At 62.4% G+C, this 19,470-nt stretch carries 19 protein-coding genes; 12 read left to right on the top strand and 7 right to left on the bottom strand.

The genetic code is table 11. The features are described 5' to 3' along the window. Positions 1–3: 3 nt before the first annotated feature. Entirely contained in the window at positions 4–1,053 is a 1,050-nt protein-coding gene (ygfZ, locus tag RBA41_RS02160; protein WP_306620543.1) for a CAF17-like 4Fe-4S cluster assembly/insertion protein YgfZ, read from the bottom strand. Positions 1,054–1,159: 106 nt separating this feature from the next. On the opposite strand from ygfZ, the gene mltG reads away from it, so the two are divergent. The 10 genes from mltG to RBA41_RS02110 all read left to right on the top strand — a co-directional run bounded on the left by mltG (position 1,160) and on the right by RBA41_RS02110 (position 8,117). Continuing rightward, positions 1,160–2,140 (top strand): endolytic transglycosylase MltG, encoded by a 981-nt coding sequence (mltG, locus tag RBA41_RS02155; RefSeq protein ID WP_306620540.1) that lies wholly within the window; start codon positions 1,160–1,162, stop codon positions 2,138–2,140. Positions 2,141–2,154: 14 nt separating this feature from the next. After that, on the top strand, positions 2,155–2,781 hold the full coding sequence (gene tmk, locus RBA41_RS02150) for a dTMP kinase (protein ID WP_306620538.1): 627 nt from the start codon (positions 2,155–2,157) through the stop codon (positions 2,779–2,781). Between the two features lie 27 nt (positions 2,782–2,808). Continuing rightward, entirely contained in the window at positions 2,809–3,846 is a 1,038-nt protein-coding gene (locus RBA41_RS02145) for a DNA polymerase III subunit delta' (RefSeq protein WP_306620536.1), read from the top strand. 10 nt (positions 3,847–3,856) lie between these two features. After that, on the top strand, positions 3,857–4,234 hold the full coding sequence (locus RBA41_RS02140; RefSeq protein WP_054262511.1) for a PilZ domain-containing protein: 378 nt from the start codon (positions 3,857–3,859) through the stop codon (positions 4,232–4,234). A 37-nt stretch (positions 4,235–4,271) separates the two neighbouring features. Then, positions 4,272–4,790 carry a GNAT family N-acetyltransferase gene (locus RBA41_RS02135; protein WP_306620532.1) on the top strand — a complete coding sequence of 173 codons (519 nt, stop codon included), beginning with the start codon at positions 4,272–4,274 and terminating at the stop codon, positions 4,788–4,790. A 16-nt stretch (positions 4,791–4,806) separates the two neighbouring features. Beyond that, positions 4,807–5,589, top strand: coding sequence for a TatD family hydrolase (locus tag RBA41_RS02130; protein ID WP_306620530.1), 783 nt, complete (start codon positions 4,807–4,809; stop codon positions 5,587–5,589). A gap of 95 nt (positions 5,590–5,684) precedes the next feature. After that, on the top strand, positions 5,685–6,344 hold the full coding sequence (locus RBA41_RS02125; RefSeq protein WP_306620528.1) for an ankyrin repeat domain-containing protein: 660 nt from the start codon (positions 5,685–5,687) through the stop codon (positions 6,342–6,344). Positions 6,345–6,500: 156 nt separating this feature from the next. Continuing rightward, entirely contained in the window at positions 6,501–7,424 is a 924-nt protein-coding gene (locus tag RBA41_RS02120; RefSeq protein ID WP_306620526.1) for a class I SAM-dependent methyltransferase, read from the top strand. A 117-nt stretch (positions 7,425–7,541) separates the two neighbouring features. Beyond that, on the top strand, positions 7,542–7,790 hold the full coding sequence (locus RBA41_RS02115) for a hypothetical protein (protein ID WP_099879151.1): 249 nt from the start codon (positions 7,542–7,544) through the stop codon (positions 7,788–7,790). A 126-nt stretch (positions 7,791–7,916) separates the two neighbouring features. Next, positions 7,917–8,117, top strand: coding sequence for a hypothetical protein (locus RBA41_RS02110; RefSeq protein WP_054264522.1), 201 nt, complete (start codon positions 7,917–7,919; stop codon positions 8,115–8,117). Between the two features lie 33 nt (positions 8,118–8,150). Here the strand turns inward: RBA41_RS02110 and RBA41_RS02105 are convergent, their stop codons facing one another. Further along, positions 8,151–10,187, bottom strand: a complete 2,037-nt coding sequence (locus tag RBA41_RS02105; protein WP_306620518.1) for a methyl-accepting chemotaxis protein — start codon at positions 10,185–10,187, stop codon at positions 8,151–8,153. A 254-nt stretch (positions 10,188–10,441) separates the two neighbouring features. Between RBA41_RS02105 and RBA41_RS02100 the strand changes: the two genes are divergently transcribed. Beyond that, positions 10,442–10,666 (top strand): DUF6139 family protein, encoded by a 225-nt coding sequence (locus tag RBA41_RS02100; RefSeq protein WP_099879147.1) that lies wholly within the window; start codon positions 10,442–10,444, stop codon positions 10,664–10,666. 277 nt (positions 10,667–10,943) lie between these two features. On the opposite strand, the gene RBA41_RS02095 is transcribed toward RBA41_RS02100, so the two are convergent. The 3 genes from RBA41_RS02095 to RBA41_RS02085 all read right to left on the bottom strand — a co-directional run bounded on the left by RBA41_RS02095 (position 10,944) and on the right by RBA41_RS02085 (position 17,162). Next, positions 10,944–14,390: a hypothetical protein gene (locus tag RBA41_RS02095; RefSeq protein WP_306620515.1), complete on the bottom strand. Its 3,447-nt coding sequence runs from the start codon at positions 14,388–14,390 to the stop codon at positions 10,944–10,946. A gap of 168 nt (positions 14,391–14,558) precedes the next feature. Continuing rightward, entirely contained in the window at positions 14,559–15,893 is a 1,335-nt protein-coding gene (locus RBA41_RS02090) for a hypothetical protein (protein WP_306620513.1), read from the bottom strand. An 87-nt stretch (positions 15,894–15,980) separates the two neighbouring features. Further along, the gene (locus tag RBA41_RS02085) at positions 15,981–17,162 is read right to left on the bottom strand and encodes a serine hydrolase domain-containing protein (protein WP_306620511.1); all 1,182 of its coding nucleotides are present in this window, start codon (positions 17,160–17,162) and stop codon (positions 15,981–15,983) included. Positions 17,163–17,598: 436 nt separating this feature from the next. On the opposite strand from RBA41_RS02085, the gene RBA41_RS02080 reads away from it, so the two are divergent. Then, positions 17,599–18,135: an SPOR domain-containing protein gene (locus RBA41_RS02080; RefSeq protein ID WP_306620509.1), complete on the top strand. Its 537-nt coding sequence runs from the start codon at positions 17,599–17,601 to the stop codon at positions 18,133–18,135. A gap of 53 nt (positions 18,136–18,188) precedes the next feature. Here the strand turns inward: RBA41_RS02080 and RBA41_RS02075 are convergent, their stop codons facing one another. Beyond that, on the bottom strand, positions 18,189–18,467 hold the full coding sequence (locus tag RBA41_RS02075) for a 7(1) septoil knot domain-containing protein (RefSeq protein ID WP_306620506.1): 279 nt from the start codon (positions 18,465–18,467) through the stop codon (positions 18,189–18,191). A 193-nt stretch (positions 18,468–18,660) separates the two neighbouring features. Beyond that, on the bottom strand, positions 18,661–19,413 hold the full coding sequence (locus RBA41_RS02070; RefSeq protein ID WP_306620504.1) for a GNAT family N-acetyltransferase: 753 nt from the start codon (positions 19,411–19,413) through the stop codon (positions 18,661–18,663). Between the last annotated feature and the right edge of the window lie 57 nt (positions 19,414–19,470).

Here is a 19,470-nt window from a genome sequence, read left to right as displayed (position 1 = left end):
AGGCTACAGGTCGAGGGCGTCGAGCGCGTAGGGCATGGGCAACAAGCGCAGGGGCACGCCGCTGGCCGAGCCGAGGCGTATGTCGCCTTGCTCAAGCGCGGCGAGTTTCATTTCCACCAGTGCGTCGACACCGCCGCTGCCGTTCGGCGCGCTGTTGACGATCATGCCGCAAGGCTGGTCGGGGTCGTCCACGGCGAACACTTCGTCGCCGGCCTGGGCAGGCGCATCGATGCTCACCAAGGCCGTACGGCGCTTGAGCTTGCCCAGATACTGGCTGCGGGCAACGATTTCCTGGCCCGGGTAGCAGCCTTTCTTGAAGTTCACGCCACCGAGCAGTTCAAGATTGACCATCTGCGGAACGAATTGTTCCTGCGTCTTGAGCGTGACTTGTGGCACGCCGGCGTGGATCTCGGCCAGGCGCCAGGCATCGGTGCCGGCGGGGCGCAAGGCAGCGGCCAGCGCCGGCCAGGCAGTGTGGGCCGCCTCGGGCGCCGTCAGCCACTGGTAGCGGGCACTGCCGAAAGCATCGGCCACGCGGATCAAGGTGCCGAGCGGGTGATCGATGCGGGAATAGGGCGCTGGCGGCAGCGCGCCGAACAAGGGCGCCAGCGTGGCCTCGGCCGCGGCGCCGCCGATGCCGAGCAGCACCTGGCCGGTGCCGGCATCGGCCAGCCTGGCTTTGGCGCGCAGCACGAACATGGACAGGCGCTTTTGCAGCGCCGGCTGGAGTTCGCGCGCCAGCTGCAGGAAGACGGCGTCGCTGGTGCGCCACACCAGGAACGTCGCCTGCAAGCGGCCTTTGGGCGTACAGTAGCCCGCCAGGCGCGCTTCGGCCAGGCCGAGGTGTTCGACGTCGTTGGTCAGCTGCTTATGCAGGAAGCCGGCGGCATCGTCGCCGGTGACGGCGATCAGGCCCTGGTCGGTAACGGGCGCGACAAAGCCCGGTGCGAGGTCGGCGACGCCCAGCGGTTGGCCGAAGTCAGGCACATGGCCGCTGCCATCTTGCGCGAGGCGGGCGCCCCGGGACGAGAGATATTCATTCCAGTTGTTCATAAATTCCAAATATTTCCCGATTTAAGCTTTATCATTACGGCCTCATTATAGAGATGTCGCGAAAATCGCGCCGGCAACGGCGAAAACCACAGAATCGAGTACGCACTTGTTCAAAAAATTACTCATATTGGCGCTCCTGCTGTGCACCGCAGCGATGACGTACTTCTTCCACTGGGCCAAGGAGCCGATCACCACGGACGGCGATCCGATCCCGTTTACCGTGGAGTCCGGCAGCGGCGTCGGCGCCGCAGCCCAGCAGATCGCCGAGGCCGGCGCACCGGTCAACCCGACCATGCTGTCGATGCTGGCGCGCGCGACCCAGACCGCGTCGAAGATCAAGGCCGGCACCTACGAGCTCAAACCCGGCACCTCGCCGCGCAGGCTGCTCGACCAGCTGGTGCGCGGCGAGTTCGCCCAGGAATCGCTGACCATCATCGAAGGCTGGACATTCAAGCAGATGCGCCAGGCGGTGGCCGCCAACAAGGGCCTCAAGCACGATACGGTGGAGCTGTCCGATACCGAACTGCTGGCGAAGATCACCACCGACTACAAGGCGGCGGAAGGCTTGTTCTTCCCGGATACCTATCTGTTCGCCAAGGGATCGAGTGACTTGCATATCTACAAGCAGGCGCACGCCTTGCTGCTCAGCCGCCTGGGCGCGGCCTGGGAAAAGCGCGACCCGAGCTTGCCGTACGAAAATCCGTACCAGGCGCTGGTGATGGCATCGATTATCGAAAAGGAAACCGGCCAGAAGTCGGAGCGCGCCATGATCGCCGGCGTGTTCGTGAACCGCTTGCGCCTGGGCATGATGCTGCAGACCGACCCGACCGTGATTTACGGCATGGGCGACAAATATGCCGGCAATATCCGCAAACGCGACCTCGAAACCGACACGCCTTACAATACCTATACGCGCACCGGCCTGCCGCCGACCCCGATCGCCTTGCCCGGCGTGCAATCGCTGGCGGCGGCGCTGGGCCCGGCCAAGACCGACGCCCTGTATTTTGTGGCGCGCAAGGATGGCACCAGCCAGTTTTCCAGCAATTTGTCCGACCATAACCGGGCAGTGAATCAATACCAACGATAGGCGTTTCCCGTTCCATGACCGACAGTACCGCCTCAAGAGGCAAGTTCATCAGCTTTGAAGGCATCGACGGCGCCGGCAAGTCCACCCACATCGCCTTCGTGGCCGCGACCCTGGAAGCGAAGGGCAAGCGGGTTGTCTCGTCGCGCGAACCGGGCGGTACCGCGCTCGGCGAAAAGCTGCGCGACATGCTGCTGCACGACAAGATGCACCTGGAAACCGAGGCGCTGCTGATGTTCGCCAGCCGCCGCGAGCACATCGCCCAGGTCATCGCGCCGGCGCTGGAGCGCGGCGACTGGGTCATTTCGGACCGCTTCACTGACGCCAGCTTCGCCTACCAGGGCGGCGGGCGCGGCCTGGACCGTGCCAAGATGGAGGCGCTGGAGCAATGGGTGCACCCGCATCTGCAGCCGGACCTGACCCTGCTGTTCGACGTGCCGCTCGACGTCGCGCGGGCGCGCCTGGACGCCACCCGTACCCTGGACAAGTTCGAGCAGGAAAAGGCCGATTTTTTCGCGGCATGCCGCAACGAGTATCTGCGCCGCGCTGCTCAGTTTCCCCATCGAATTGTTGTCATCGATTCCACGCAATCGATTGCGGACATCCAGGCCACCCTAAGCGGCATTCTCGAAAAACTGCTGTAAGTGATTGATTAAACTAAGAATGTCGCGATGAGTAATACAATTTATCCCTGGCAGGCCGGCGCGTGGCAGCAATTGCAGCTGATGCGCGAGCGCTTGCCGCACGCGATCCTGTTCCACGGCGCCGCCGGCACCGGCAAGGCTGACTTCATCGAAGCCTTTGCCCAGTCCCTGCTGTGCGAAGACGTGCGTGCGGACGGCCACGCCTGCGGCGCGTGCGGTTCCTGCGGCTGGTTTTCGCAGCAGAACCACCCCGACTACCGCCGCGTGCGTCCCGAAGCGCTGGAAGACGAGCCGCCGGGCGAGGGCGAGGAGGGTGCCGAGTCCGATGGCGGCAAGAAAGCCAAGTCGACCAAGGCGCCGTCGAAAGAGATCAAGATCGAGCAGATCCGCGCGCTGGCCGACTTCATGAACATCTCGACCCACCGCCAGGGGCTGCGGGTGGTGGTGCTGTATCCGGCCGAAGCGCTGAACATGCCGGCCTCGAACGCCTTGCTCAAGACCCTGGAAGAGCCGCCCCCGGGCACCGTGTTCCTGCTCTCGTCGAACAGCCTGGACCGGCTGCTGCCGACGATCTTGTCGCGCTGCCGCAAGTTTGCCCTGCCAATGCCCGACGAGACGGCGGCGCTGGCCTGGCTCAAGGAGCAGGGACTGGCCGACGCCGACAGCTGGCTGCGCGAGCAGGGCGGCGCGCCGCTGGCCGCGCTGGCGCAATCGGAGACCGGGAACCGCGACGATCTGGAAGCATTATTGCAATGCCTGGCGCATCCCAGCGTCGATGGCGCGCTGCGTACTGCCGAGAAATTGAGCAAAGCACCCCTGGCGACGTTGGTTTCTTGGACGCAGCGCTGGCTTTACGATCTGTTTTCCTACAAACTATCGAACAGTATCCGGTATTATCCACGTTACCAGAAGGAAATCGCCGTGCTTGCTGGCAAAGTGCACACGGCGAACCTGCTGCGCGCGATAAAAAATGCAAACGACCGGCGCGCGATCGCGGACCATCCGCTGTCGCCGAAATTGTTTGTCGAAGACCTGTTGCTTGATTACACTGCATGCTGTACCTGAAAGGATTTTAATGTCTGGCAACCCTACTGACCCGAGCGCTCCGCAAATCACGCGTCCTTCGGTCCTGTCGCTTGCCATCAAGGAAAAGGCGGCGCTGTATGCCGCGTACATGCCTTTCCTGCGCAACGGCGGCATGTTCGTGCCCACCGTGAAGCCGTACAAGATCGGCGATGAGATTTACCTGATTCTGGCGTTGATGGACGATACCAACAAATACCCGATCGCAGGCAAGGTTGCCTGGATCACGCCTGCGGGCGCAAACAATAACAAGGCACAAGGCATCGGCGTGCATTTCCCCGACGACGAAACCGGCCAGCGCGCCAAGTTGCGTATCGAAGAGATCCTGGGCGCCGCCCTGCGGTCCTCGCGCGCCACGCACACGCTGTAGAGCCCGACCTTTTAACCTGACTGTCACCGTTCGCCGTATGCCGTCTTTCGTTCACCGCGTTGCCCGTCCCGACGACTTGCCTGTCATCGTCGACATTTACAATTCGACCATCGCCTCGCGCGAGGTGACCGCCGATACCGAGCCGGTGTCGGTGGCGTCGCGCCAGCAATGGTTCGACGACCATGACCCCGAGCGCCGCCCGCTGTGGGTGCTGCACGCGGCAGACGACGATAGCGCCAGCCCGGCCGTGATCGGCTGGATGTCGTATTCCAACTTTTACGGCCGCCCGGCGTATTCGGGCACCGCCGAACTGTCGATTTATATCGCGGAAAGCTGGCGCGGCAAGGGCATCGGGCGTTATTGCCTCGAACAGGCGATTGCCTACGCCCCGAATATTGCCGTGCACACCTTGCTCGGCTTCATTTTTGGCCATAATGTGCCCAGCCTGGCCTTGTTCAAGAAGTTCGGCTTCGATACCTGGGCCAAGCTGCCGCGGGTGGCCAAGCTGGACGGCATCGAGCGCGACCTGATCATTCTGGGCAAGCGTATCGGCTAGCGTTTACAATGGCGGGATGTATATCGACTCCCACTGCCATATCAATTTCCCCGAGCTTGCCGCGCGCATGCCCGAGATCCTCGCCAAAATGGCCGAGAACAAGGTCACCCACGCCCTGTGCGTGTCGGTCGACCTGCCGGATTTTCCCCAGGTGCTGGCCCTGGCCGAGGAATATCCCCACATCTACGCCTCGGTCGGCGTGCACCCCGATTACGAGGACACGCCGGAACCTTCGGTCGAGCAGCTGGTCGAATTATCAAAGCATCCGAAAATCGTCGCCATCGGCGAGACCGGTCTCGACTATTTCCGTCTCCAGGGCGACCTGGAATGGCAGCGCGAGCGCTTTCGCGTGCACATCCGTGCTTCACGCATCACGGGTAAACCCTTGATCATTCACACCCGCGCCGCCAGCGTGGACACGATCCGCATCATGCAGGAAGAGGGCGCGGGAACCGACAAAGGTGGCGCGGCGGGTGTCATGCATTGCTTTACAGAATCGCTGGAAGTGGCCGAGGCCGCCATCGCGATGGGGTTTTACATCTCGTTTTCGGGCATCGTCACCTTCAAGAGCGCCAAGGATCTGCAAGCCGTGGCGCGCGCCGTACCGCTCGATCGCATCCTGATCGAGACCGATTCGCCGTATCTGGCGCCCATGCCGCACCGGGGCAAGATGAACGAACCGGGATTCGTGTGCCATGTGGCGGAGTACCTTGCGGCGTTGAAAGACGTGCCCCTGGCAACGGTGGCGCAGCGGACGACCGACAATTTCTTCAATCTTTTCAAGGTGGTACGGAGCTAAGTTCGCGTTGAATCAGAGCTTTCGGCGGTAACTGCGCAGTTCCGCGCGTGTAGATAGTTTTCTCAATGTTTTCAAGGCAGTAGGGAGTCAACTTCATGTTCAATCTGATCAACCGATTGCTGCTTGCCGCCTTGCTCGCCATTGCTGGCGCGAACGCGGCGGCCGATCCGGTGCGCGATTTCGTGGTCGCCGCGCAGATGGACAACGCGTCCATGGTCAAGAAACTGCTGAAAAACGGCGGCAGCCCCAATACGGTCGACCCGATCACCGGCCAGACCGTGCTGATCCTCGCGCTGCGCGAGGGCGCCGACGACGTCGTCAATGTGTTGCTGGCCCAGCCCGGCATCGACCTCGAACGGGCCGCGCCGAACGGCAACCGCGCCCTGATGATGGCGGCGTTCAAGCACAACAAGCCGGCGGTGCTGGCCATGCTGGCCAAGGGCGCGATCGTCACCTATCCCGGCTGGACGGCGCTGCACTACGCGGCCGCCAGCGGCGACGACGAGATCGTCCGCATCCTGCTCGAGCACCACGCCTATATCGATGCCGAAACGCCCAGCAAGCTGACCCCGCTGATGATCGCCGCGCGCGAAGGCCACGAATCGGCCGCCAGGCTGCTGATGCAGGAGGGCGCCGACGCCACGCTGAAGAATAATGAAAGCCTGACCGCCGCCCAGATCGCCGTGCGCGCCGACAAGCCGCGCATCGCCGACGCCATCAACGCCCATCTTTCCCTCAGCCGCAAGGGCCTGTAAGGGTTTGCGGCGGCGTGCAAGCGCCGAACTGGCACGGAAAAGCGAGTTATCTCGCGGCATCAAATTGCACCCATGTTGTTGATAATGATTACGTCGTACTGATCAAGCCAAGCAACGGCGCAGGGCATCCGGGGCGCCACATCAAAGGGAAAATTCATGCTGAACGAACGCGAAATCGAAAGCTGCTATCTGGGGCAATTCATTCCTGTCCATTATCACCACAATATGTTGATGGACCAAAACCGGATGCACGGTTTCAAGTCGGCGATCCATTACGCGGTTTTCCCTGGCGCCAAGGTGCTTGAGCTCGGCGGCGGCACCGGCGTGCTGTCCTGGTTTGCGGCCGCCAAGGCCGAAAAAGTCTACTGCGTCGAGTTCAATCCCGACATGGTCAAGGAAGCGCGCAAGATGATGTCCATGAACCCCAACGGCCACAAGGTCGAGGTGGTGCATGCCGACGCCTTCGAATACCTGCCGCCGGAGCCGGTCGATATCGTGATCTGCGAAATGATTCACGTCGGCATGCTGCGCGAAAAACAGGTGGAAGTGATCGAATCGTTCAAGCGACGCTACCTGGCGCGCTTTGGCGGCCCGCTGCCGCGCTTTTTGCCGGAAGCGGTGATCATGGCGGTGCAGCCGCTGCAGCAGGAATACGATTTTGAAGGCTTTTACGCACCCATCGTGCAGTTCCAGGAAACCACGGTGATCCATCCCGGCACGGTGGAACTGGCGCCGCCGTCGGTGTACAGCATTCTCGACTTCAGCCAGCCGCTCGACACCCGCATTGCGTGGGAAGGCAAGTTCCTGGTGGAGAAGAATGGCGTCGTCAACGCGATGCGTTTCATCACCAAGAATGTGCTGGCGGTCGTCAGCGAAGAAAACGCCACCATCGACTGGCTGAACCATTACATGACCTTGCCGCTGCAACAGGGCGTGCAATGCAAGGCCGGCGACGTGCTGCAGGTCAGTTTCCATTACCGCGCGGGCGGTTCGATTCCCTCGCTCGAAGCGGCGATCCGGGTCGACGTGCTGCACGCGGTGGTGCCGGAAACCGTCGAACGGGTCCGGGTCTACGCCTGATGCCGCTGACCCGTGGCGGGGTCTGGCCGAGGCCGCCCCGCCATCCTGGCCGATCCATTTGCCGCGCGGCAGGCGAGCCCGTAAAATGGCGGCTTCAACCGTTTATTTAAGTGCCCCATGGAAAATATTGACCAGCGTTACCTCGTCCAGCAAAACAAACTCAGCGATGATGCGCTGAAACCGCCCGTGTTCGCCAAAGTCATGCGTAGCAAGGAAGGCAAGTTCGAGGGCGTTTCCTTTATCAAGAACAAGGAAAAAGCCACGATCATGACCGTCGGGCAAGCCCAGGAAGTAATCGACTGGGCAACAAACAAGAAATCCAACGCCCACGAGTACGCCACCAAGATCATCTGCGTCGGCCAGTAAATCCCGTTTATCCGCGTTTTTTGCGCTTTGCGCGTGCCAGCCTGCGCTTGGTCGCAGCTGCATTGCCGCATCCGCGCCATGTCCTTACAGTGAGCTCACCTGAACTTTTCCGATACGGAGAAAACGATGTTGAGTTTCCTGCTGTGGCTCGTGGTCCTCTTCCTGTGCTGGCCCCTGGCGCTGCTTGCGCTGCTGCTGTATCCGCTGGTGTGGCTGCTGCTGTTGCCGTTTCGCCTGGTGGGTATCGGCGTGGAAGCGGTCTTCGAGCTGCTGCGCGCCATCGTCATGTTGCCGGCGCGCGTGCTGCGCAGCAGCCCGGGGCGCTAGCCGGGCGCAGCGCGCTTGCCCGGTGCCGGCGCGTCATGCCTGTTTTAATGCCTGACGCTTGGCACCGGCGCGGCGCGGCGCGGCGGAAGCAAGGGGACGGGCCGGTGCGGGATGGCGCGCCGCGGCCTGCAGTGCTTCATTTCCAAGCTTAAAGATACTCATCGCCTGCACCAGTGTGGCCGCCTGTTCCTGCAAGCTGCTCGACGCCGCGGCCGTCTGCTCGACCAGGGCCGCGTTTTGCTGGGTCATGTCATCCATCTGGGTGACCGCATGATTGATCTGCTCGATGCCGGCGCCTTGCTCGGCCGAGGCCACCGCAATCTCCGCCATGATGCTGGTGATGCGCGTGACGCTGCTCAGGATCTCGCCCATCGCCGTGCCGGCTTCGTTGGCCAGCTGGTTGCCCGCTTCGACCTGGCCCACGCTATGGCTGATCAAGACCTTGATTTCCTTGGCTGCCGAGGCGGAACGCTGGGCCAGGTTGCGTACCTCGCTGGCCACCACGGCAAACCCGCGGCCCTGCTCGCCGGCGCGGGCCGCTTCCACGGCGGCATTCAGCGCCAGGATATTGGTCTGGAAGGCAATGCCGTCGATCACGGCGATGATGTCGACAATCTTGCGCGAGCCATCGTTGATGTCGCCCATGGTCTGCACCACCTGCGACACCACCGCCGCACCCTTGGTCGCGGCCTGCGATGCGCCAAGGACGAGTTCGTTGGCCTGATGGGCGTTGTCGGCATTCTGCTTGACCGTGGAGGTGAGTTCTTCCATGGACGATGCCGTTTCTTCCAGGTTCGACGCCTGCGATTCCAGGCGCGACGAGACGTCGTTGTTGCCGGAGGCGATGTCACGCGTGGCCGCGCTGATGTTGTCGATGCTGATCCGCACATCGCCGACGATGCCGCGCAGGCTATCGTTCATGTCCTTGAGCGCACGCAGCATTTTTCCGACTTCATTGTCGGCGCCGACATCGAAGTCATTGACCAGATTGCCGCCGGCGACGCTTTGCGCCACCGCGACCGCATTGTTCAGCGGCACCGTGACCGCCCGCGTCACCAGTACCGTAAAGTAGCCGGCGGCAACCAGCAGGGCCAGCATGGTGCCGAGCATGGTCCAGCGCTCGGTGTGGAAGTTGCCGATCTTGGCGACGAACATGACATCGAGATCGGCCTTGGCGGCGCTGTTGAGCGTGAACTGGGCATCGATCGCGCGGGTGGCGGCCGCCACGTACTCGCTCGCGCTGTAGCTGAGCGTTTCCGGCTTGAGAATCTGGGCGGTGGCCAGTTCGGTGATCGTGGCCGACATCGACACCGCGTCGTTCATCAGGGTGGACAGGTTTTTGCCGATGTCCGGGTTGTACGCCGCCGCCTTGCCGAAGGCATTCGTGGTCTGCAGCACGCGGTCGTTGATGCGGCCGATCATCGATGAAATGATCTGGCGTTCTTCCTGGCTGGCTTCTTTCTTGCCGAGCAAACCGGCACCCTTGGCCCGCAGTTGGCCGAGCTCTTCCGTCAAATACGGCAGCTGATAGTACATGGCCTGGATCAGCTGGTAGGAATCCTTGTCCGGATCGAGGCTGAGACCGTAGTAATCGCCGACCAGTTCATTTACTTTCAGCAATTTGGCCAGCAAGGCAGTATGCGCGGTGAAACTCTGCGGTACGGTAATCGTTTTGCCGGAGACGCCGGCGCGCAAGGTTTCCCAATCGCGCTTGGGGCCCGACCACAATTGCGCGATGGCCGGATCGTTGAGCTTTCCGATGAGCGCGTCGACTTCCGTGTAGGCGGCGTCGGCCTCTTTCTGCTTGGCGGCGCGCTTCTCGCCGGCGTCGCCTGAACCGCCCAGCACCAGCGCCGACAGGCCCCGGTGCTGCTGGGTAAACTGGATCATGTGCAGCACGTTCGCCACACCCGGCATGCCCTCCTGTTCGGACGAATACGCGGACAGGGCTTTGCTGGCTTCCTTGATGTACAGGTAGGTCGGGATGCCCGCCACCACGACCCCGATCACGCTCAGGATCAGATACGTGTGCCACACCTTGAGCCTGCCGAGTATCGATTGCGAGGACATGATAATTCCTTTAATAAGGTGAATCAGGATTGCGTCTTGAATGTTGCTCTACGCAATCAATGGATCCATCATAGCTTTATCGATCCTAATATGCAGCAAAACTAAGGGCGTACTCGACAAACGTTGGCACAAAAAAGACATCTCATGTTGAATACCTAACAGACGGACCGGCGCGGCTACCCTACATTTAGGCACGGACACTGCCTCCATGCGGAAAGCAGGAGTTCGTCTTCTCATTTCTATAGGACACCATCATGCGCTTGGACATCTACCGCAGGGCCGAACACGACGGCAAGTACTCCTACCTGGCAGTTCCGCAAGACCGCAATATTCCGAATGAGGCCACCAATACGGACTGGGAAGTGGAGGCCAGGGCCTTCGAGATCGCCGACGAGGCCGACCAGCTGCCCGACTACGATATCGAACGTCTCAACGAGCAGATCGCCGAAAAAGGCTATGCGGTGACCGCGCTGCATTAACTACCCACGTCACCGTCCCTGCTGGCGGCGCGCGCGATCGATGCGGGCTGCCAGCGCCAGTAATTACTTCCATTTTTGCAAGAAATCCGGTGAGCCGCGTTCAGGACCTGCTGCCTTGCCGCGGCGATTGTGGCGTCAAGGAGCGGGACCAGCCGGGCAGGGCGCCCGGGTCGATGGGAACAGACAGTGGCGGGGCACAGTGCGCGCCCACGCCGTATGAAGATTACTCCGGGGAACACAAGGACGGCGCACGCCGTCCCTGGCCTTCGTCAGTCCCTTATGCGCCCGTCAGGCCGCTCGCCCCCGGCAGTGCGCCGTCGTCGGGCAGCGTCATGCCGACCAGCTGCACGGGCGTCGGCGCGATGCCAGCCGCGCCTTCGGCCTGGTTGAAACCGACACCCTTCGCATCGACAAAGTTCGCCTGCGTCAGTGCGCTGTGCCAGTTCACGGTGGCCAGGTCGATCCGGCCCTCCAATGTCGCTTTGCCATTGTCCGCGCCCGCCACATCCTCGATCGAGTAGATCAGCGCGGCATTGGTGGTGCCGTCGACGACCGCCACCACGTGGGTCATGGTTTCGGCGTTGTGGCCGTTGAAGAGGGCGCTGATCTTCGCCAGCGTGTCGTTGGTCGTGCCCGCCGCGACGATGGTGATCGACTTGTCGGTCGCCAGGTCGGCCGTGAGCGTCCTGCCGCCCAGTGCCGTGAAGTCCAGGTGATCGATGCCGGCGCCCGCCGCGCTGAAGCGGACGATGGTGTCGTTGCCGAAGTTCTTGTCGAACACCACGGTATCGTTACTCGACACCGCCTTGGTCGCCCCCGCCGCCGTTCCCAGGACCACCACATCGTTGCCCATGCCCGGCAGGATCAGGTTGTCGCTGGCCGCGGTACTGTTCGCACCGGTGATGCTGTGCACGGCGCCGTGGTCGACCGCCATGGCGCTCGCATAGTCGCCGTTCGCATTGAAGGCGGCCAGCGAGGTGTGGATCACGTTGAGCAGGCTGTCGGTCGATACCGCGCCGCCGGTCAGCCCATAGGCCGCGGACCAGGCGCTGACCTGCGCCTCGGTCAGGCTGGCGGGGTCCAGCGATTGCAGCGATATGTTCAGGTCGGCCGGGCTCATGACGCCGTCGATCAGCGAGCGCACGATCAGCGCGCTGCCCGGACCGTCGTTGACATGGATCAGTCGGCTCAGCACCGCGTCGTCATTGATGGCATGCTTGATGGCTTCGTTGATATCCTTGTCGGTCGGCATGGTCATTGTCAACTGGGTTCCCACCGTCACCGTGCTGTTGATGCCCTGGAAGGTCACGCCGACCTTGGTGCCGACCAGCTTGTAGGTATCGAGCGCGTCGCTTTTCAGGGAGCCGAGATTGCGGGCCGGCGCCAGCAAGCCGATCTGGTCGGCGGTGTTGAATACCCACTGCGCCCCAAGGTAAGTGGTCGACGTCGCGGTTGGCTTCGCCTCGGTCGACAGGGTCACTCCCTGCAAACCGGTGTTCTCGGCGTAGATGGCATCGTTGCCATTGCCGCCGTCGAGCACGGCATCGCCCGCACCGGGTTTGCGAATCGTATCGTTGCCGTCGCCACCGCTCAGGGTGATGTTGTGGTTCAAGTCCTGGTTCACCATCCAGGCGTCGTTGCCTTGCACGGAAGGCAGGATGCGCAAGGTCACCAGGTCGTCGCCGGCGCCGCCAGCCATCTTGAAGCGGAAATCGGGCACGCCGGCGGCGCGGGTGCCGTGCTTGGCAGCCATGTTCGAGGTGATGTCCAGCATCAGATTGTCATCGTTGTTGCCGCCAAGGTAGATGAAATCCACGCTCTCGGTCAGCGCGCCGGTCTGGCTGCCGGGCTGGCCGATGTACTTGGCCACCGCCAGGTCGCCGACCACGGCCTCGATATCGACCTTGCCTTTCATGGCGCCGGCGTTGACCTGGCGCACATCGTGGAAACCGTAGGTGTCGCCGTGCTGGGAACCGGTGCGCTCGCTGGCCAGGCCCGGCAGGGGCTGGTCGTCGCTGCCGGTGCTGCCGCGCACCGCCACGTCGCCCTTGGCCGCGCCATTGACCAGGTTCACCGATTCGAGCTTGTTGTAGGTCGAATTGATGGTTTGCAGGCGGCTCGAGTTTTCGACGGTGATATTGAATGCTTCCACGCCGGGCTGGGCGAGTGCGCTGGTCGCCTTGGCGCCGATGACCAGGTCGCCGCCGGTGCCGCCGCGGCCGACGCCATCGAGCACGACGGTGCTGGTAATGAGTGCACGCCCGGCCGCGGTCGGGCCGATCGGCATCGCCTTGTGCATGTGGTCATCGCTGGGGATCAGCGGTGACAGCCAGCCCGAGGTGTTGTCGGTGGTCATGGTGCCGGTGCCCGGATTGGTGATCAGGATTTCCGTCCCGCTGAGCAGGTGGCCGGATCGGGTGTCGTAGGCGTTGAACGTGCCGCCCAGGGTCACCACCAGCTTTTCCAGGCCCGGCACGACGGCGACCTGCGCCCGGATCGCGGCGAGCAGCTCGGGATAGGTCTGGGCCTGGTCGATCGCGGGCGAACGCACCTGTACCTGCTTGCCGTTGAACGTGAACGCGAAGCCGTCGTAGGGATTTTCTTTCAGGGGCGCGCCGTTGGCGTCGGCCGAGCGGGTATCCATCAGCTGCAGGCGCAAGGTTTGCCCGCCGACGGTCGGATTGAGCGCGCGCAGGGCGGCCGTGTCGAAGTACACGCCGAAGTCGACATTGCCGGCATCGGTGCCGACCATGGCGACGGTGACGTTTTCCGGCAACTGGGAACTGGCGATGCCGGCGCGGTCGATGACCAGGTCCCCGCGGCTGTGATTGCTTTCCCAGCGCGTCACGCCCTTCATCAGCGCGGCATTGATGTCGATCGGCGCGGTCGTGCTGATGCTGCCGTCGGCGCGCACGACAATGTTCTCGACGCCCTGGGTTTCCGGCGTCAGCGCGCTCGCCTGGAACACGCCGACGTTGGCGCGCAGGGTGTCGACGCCGTCGCCGGCGCTGATGCGGTCGCCCGACTGCAAGGTGTTGCTGCTGCCTGCAACGTTGGCGACGAACAGGTTGGCGCCGCTGACGCCGACGACGCTGTCGGCGCCGGTAGTCAGCGGGATCGCCCTGGTCATCTGCGCGAGCGTGCCGACCACAGCTGCCTGGTACGTCCCCGGGTCGGTGGTCGCGCTGACGCCGGCGAGCACGTCGCGCCCTATCTGGGCGGCGACGGCGCCGTGGTAGGCGCCGACTTCCTCGACGGTGTCGAGGGCGTTCGTGAAATTGGTGGCGACGGCGACTTTCTTGGCGATCAGCGCCGCATCGGCGCCATTGGCGACGATGGCGCCAGTCAGGATCGAGTGGGCGGCGGCGGCCAGGGTCAGCGAGCCGGTATCGATCGCATTGGTCCAGAATGCCAGGCCGCTCTCGGCCGGCGCGCGGCCGAACAGGTAGTGGAAGACTTCGGTCACGAAGTGTGCGGTGACGAAGCCGGCCGCAGCAGAGCCGTACAGGACGGTCGACTCGGCGCTCTTGCCGAAACTGTCCAGCAGCGCGCGAACGCTTGGGTTCGATGAATAGGCGGCGTCGAGGTCGGAGGTCGTGGTCGGCGCGCCGGCCGCGGCCAGCGCGGCGGTCATGCTCTGGAGCCCGGCGCTATCGGCGGGGCGGCCAAAATAGGAAATATACAGTTCTTGCGCTACTTTCGTGTATGCACTTGCCGTGGCCATGGTCGATCCTTGAAAGAGTGATGGGATGCAGGAGCAGCGGGCCAACGGAACATGCGGGCGCGGCTGGCCTGGCGAATTTCTCTATATTGCCACATCGAAATTGCAAAACGGGATGATTTTATTGTAAATATTTCTTTTTTGATGGGCGTGGCGTTCCGCCCGTGGGTTTCAGTACCTGGACAGCAGGGCCGAAGCACCGGCCTGGTCCGGATGGGCCAGCAGAATTTCCCGGCATGCAGCGCGCAGGTTCTCGTCGCCGGACCCCAGCCAGCCGGCGTCGGCAATGTCGGCCGGCTCGAGCTTTTTCGCTGCCTCGACCACGGCCGCGCGCAGCGCCGCCGACGCACCGTTGCCGATCAGCGTGGCCAGTGCTGGCAAGACGCCACGCAAGACCTCGGTGTTCAGGACGGCGATGGCGCGCGGCAGGCTGTCATCCCTTCCGGTCAGCAAAAGTGCCGGCTCGCTGGCAAGGATGAAGTTCAGGGGTGCGCTGAGCGTGTCGAGGGAATGGCGTGCGCACATGATCAGCGGGAACAGCTCAGGCAGCAATTGCGGATACTGTTCCCGCCATATCAGGCTGGCCAGCCCGCCGTCGAGACGTACAGTTCGTTTGCGTAAATTCCCGGCGAAGCTGGCTTGGTCGTGGCGGATGATGCAATCGATGGCGTCGAAGAAATAGTCCTGGTCGTCGCCGGCGCTGTACGGCATCGCCGACAGCAGGGTCTGCGTCATTTTCCAACGCAGTGCCGGGGTGACGTGAGGCCAGCGCCGCATGATCAATGCCGGATCGGCCACCCGCTCGTGATGGCGGTCCAGGTAGCCCGGGTGCTGGCGAAAGAAGTCATGCCACGGCAGCCAGCGCTGGCGCGCGCTGTACTGCTTGCTGCCTTGCCCGTAAGCCCACACGGCTTGGCGGAAGAAATGTTCTGTCTTGCCCGCCACGGCGATCAGATCGGCCGGGTCGCTCAGGCACTCAAGCAGGGGCCCCAGGCTCGATTGCCCATTGGCATCATCCTCGATCCCCGCCTCCCGGCGCAATGCCAGATGGGCCTCGATCAGGGCCAGTACCTCGTCGCGCGCAATGCCCGGATAGGAGAGGCGCGATGTGACGCAGCTCAGCATGAATTCGCGCGCCGCCGCGAGCGCAAGCGGATCCGCTCCGGCGCTGGCAATGCACTGCCGGCCCATCGCATGTATTTCCTCGGAAAAAGCGGCGTCGCGATAGATGAAGTCGTCAGCCCCGCCCCACAAGACGCCACGCTTTCCCGTCAAGCGCGCGAACGTGCGCCACATGCTGGCGTCTTGCCGCCAGACGCAGGATGCGCGTCGGGCAAATCCCACGATCCCCAATGTGTAAACATCGCATTCGGCGATGAAGTCGACCACTTCCTGCGCACGCCCGTTCTGAAAACGCTCGGAAATTTCACGGGCAAGCTCGTCGTGGCCACCGTTATAGATGCTGATCTCCAGCAGGGGTGTTGCGGACAGCGTGATGTCATTCATCGTGTACTCGGTGTTTTGGCAGGCAATGCGCTACTTTTCCAGCGACCGCGGAGCGGCCGCCAGGGCGCCCGCTCCGCGTTTGCCAGCTTATTTCACTGCCGGCAGGATGTAGCGATTAAGCACGCTGAATGAAAATTCCGCCTTCTTCAAATTGTAGTTTTCTCCCGTAAATACGGCGACGATATCGAGCGCGGGGACGATCATGATGTACTGGCCGCCATTGCCGTCGGCGAAAATGACGTCGTAGGGGACGTCTTTCACGGTTTCGACGCTGCGCCACCAGAAATAGCCATACCCGTTGCGGTTGGGCAGCGAGGTGAATTGCGTATGCTGGCGCGTCGATTCCGCCATCCATGCCGCCGAGACCAGCTGTTTTCCATTCCATTGCCCCTTTTGCAAGGCCAGTTGGCCCAGCTTGACCATGTCGCGCGGGCGCATGTGGATGTGGCCGCCAGTATCGGTCTGGTTCCGGTTATCGAACTCGGCCCACCTGGCGCTCTGGATGTTCAGCGGGCCGAACAGGAATTCCTTGGCAAACGCCGGAATCGGCTTCTTGCTGGCCACGGCGATCACGCGCCCCAGCGCCATGGGATTGCCGGTGCAGTAGCGCGTCACACGGCCGGGTGCGTTGGGCGCCTGCAGGTTGACGTAGAACTTGACCCAGTCGGTCTGCTGGTACATGTTTTCTTCGTTGCCCGGCGAGCTGCGGGTCCAGTCGTCGCAGTCGAGGCCGCTGCGCATGGTCAGCATGTCTTCCAGCTTCAGGCCCAGGCGGTAGGCTGGCGCGTTCGGATACAGCGGGTTCAGGTAGCTGCTCAGGGTATCGCCCACGCCGCCGACCAGGCGCTGGTCGATCGCCACGCCCATCAGCAGGGAGGTGATGCTCTTGGTCGCCGAGCGCAGGTCGTGCAGGGTGTCCTTGTCGTAACCGTTCCAGTATTGTTCCAGCACAGGCTTGCCGCGGCGCGTCACCAGCATGCTGGACATGCCATGGGTGCTGGCATCGGACAGCGAGGCGACGCCAGCGGCCAGCAAGGCACCATCCATACCGACCTCAGCCGCTGGAACGAGCGTCCAGTTATCCGTTGGATTGGCGGACACGCGGACCTTGTTGTCCTGATTGTTGCCGATCGTATCTTTACCGCCTCCGCCGTCTCCGCCACCGCCGCAGGCGCTCAGGACGACGGTGAAGGCAAGCATGCAGGCGAGGGCGCAGGGTCCCCGCCTGGACAGGCGGGACGGCAAGATAGTGTGCTGAGGTTTGTTCAAGGTGTCTCCATGTAATTGTTAAGTATTTACATTTATAAAAAACACTTGATTACAACACAAGCTTGCACTTTTGGTGAAACAGTTTTTCCGTTTGTGAAATAAGGATTTGCCGCTCAATGACGGCTTGGCGCAGCGTGTTCCGCAGGCTGGCGGGGCCGGGCCGAGTGAGGGGGCGCTCGGCCGCAAATCGCAGCCGCTGGTTTCGCCGTCGATGACCAGGGGACCGAATGCGATGTCGACCGGGACCAGGCGGCCAGCATCTCGGCGGCGGCGCCCTCGTCCAGCAGGTCAAGGGTTTTGGCAATGTTGAGGGTATCTTCCACTTTTTCGCGCGTTGGCATCTGGTCTCCCAAGCAGGCGCCGTGTTCTATCCGGAAGTACGCGAAACGGGGTATGATCAGCGCGCACGGACAGCAGGCACCATGGAGGTTTTACGATGGCGAAATTCGGATTCTTGTTCACGCTGGCCTTGTTTGGTGCGCTGATGTTTGTCGCCGGTTTGCTGGCGCCGCCATCGTTTCGAACGTCGATACAAGACGGCGCGGCACGCGCGAAGAGCGAATTGACTGCGCTCACTGGGCTGGGTGTGGGCCCGGCAAGCGCCGCAGCGACGCCGCCCGCTGCGGCGGCCACCGCGCCGCCCGAGGCGGTGCAGGCCGATCCCATTGCTTCGGAAGCTCTGCTGATCGCGTCGCCATTGCCGGATCATGCGCGTTTCGGCTTGCAACTCGGGCAGTTCGCGAATCCCGAGCAGGCCAAGGAGCTTGCTGCGCGGATCAAGACATTGAAGTTGCCGACGGCAACGCTCGATATCGTCGACCAGGCCGGCAAGCGTTGGACTGTCGTGGCGGCAGGGCCTTATGCCAGCGCGGATGAAGCCAGGGCGGCGCGGGTGCCGCTCGCGCGCGAGCTGGGCTTCACGGAACCAACGCCCTTGATCTTGCTGCCGGCGCCGCCCAAGCCGAACGCTTAGGCGTACGCAGACAGTTTCGGCGGCTTCGCCGGGTGCGGCTATGGCGCACATGCCTAGCCGAATCGTCCGCGAAATTTGCTATCGGTTTGCCAGCCGGCTTCGCCGTAGCTCGCGACGAAGCAGACGTTCACTTGCGCGAATCCCGGACTGGTGAAGTGCACAACCGCAGTAGCATCCTGCCTGTCGCGCGTGATGAACCAGCGTGCGTCGCCATGGGCGAGACCCCAGCTGCTCACGCGGTGCACGAGCAAGTCCGCCATGCCCTGCGCGTCGACGATGGCGACGAGCACATCGGCGTCGCCCATCGTCGCGCTTTGGTAGATTCTGGCCACTGCCTTCCTTTCGCTGGAATAGTCCAATCCCCCCAGCGCAATGGCCCGGGTCTCCAACAGGATGCGCCCTTGCGTTCATTAGAATCTTGGGCGCCGTATATTCATGGCCTCGATAGCGGGGACGCGCAAATGCGATATGGTACCGCAGCCTGTATTGTTGGCCGTTTCCATGAAATGAATCGATATTTCTGCACTACTTGGGTGTGCCGCTTGTCGGTTTACTTGCCGGTTGTGGCGAGAGGCTCCTCCTTGAGGCCCCAGTGCTGGGCGTCGTTGAATTGATTGGAGGCGTCGATGCGCTGCTGGAGCTAAATGTCCCACCGCTCGGTGTACTCGTCGAGGGAAGTGTCCGGGAACCTGACAGCGGGAAGTGTGTACTTGAAACGGCGCCTCCCGGCGATGCAGTTGTGCTTCCCTGGGCTCGGGTTCTGAGCGGCATCATTTCAATGTCGGACGAGCTTGAAAGGTGAGATGTGGGGCCGGCTAAGTTCTTTACCCAGGTCGGCACCTTTTCCTGGATTTGCGCATCGCTAAATTTCATACCTGCGTCTTCGTATGTTTTTTTAAATCTCTGGACCAAGTTGGGATCCGGCGCCATGCCCATTTTGGTATAGAAGCCACGGGCGTCCTTGGCCGTCAGTGAGGTCTGTAACTGGGTTGCCTTGGCTGCTCGCGCGGTTTGCTCGGCACGCTTAAACAGCGCAGTTCCCGTGCCGCTTATCTCGTCGGGCTTCGAGTTTTGCATGGTGGTTATGGTAGTGACTCTTGTTGTTCCTGAGTGCTCCAGCTTCAAATAGCCAACTTCCTCGCCTGCCTGCGTTGCAATGATGTGCTCGTAAAAACTGCCTTCGCGGCGAAGTTTCTGCGGCTCCGACTGGGAGTGATGCGTAGAGAATGTTCCACTGAACACCTTTTGCGCTCTCTTGCTGCTTGATGAGGATGACATTATCAGACTCCTTTTAAATGTCTAACAATAATTTCAATCAATACGACTCGAAGGCGC

Source organism: Massilia scottii (genome assembly GCF_030846495.1).
In the GTDB taxonomy this organism is placed as follows: Bacteria; Pseudomonadota; Gammaproteobacteria; order Burkholderiales; family Burkholderiaceae_D; genus Telluria_A; species Telluria_A violaceinigra.
The sequence above is the reverse complement of the archived record's forward strand: the minus strand, read 5'-3'. Positions and strand labels throughout refer to the sequence as shown.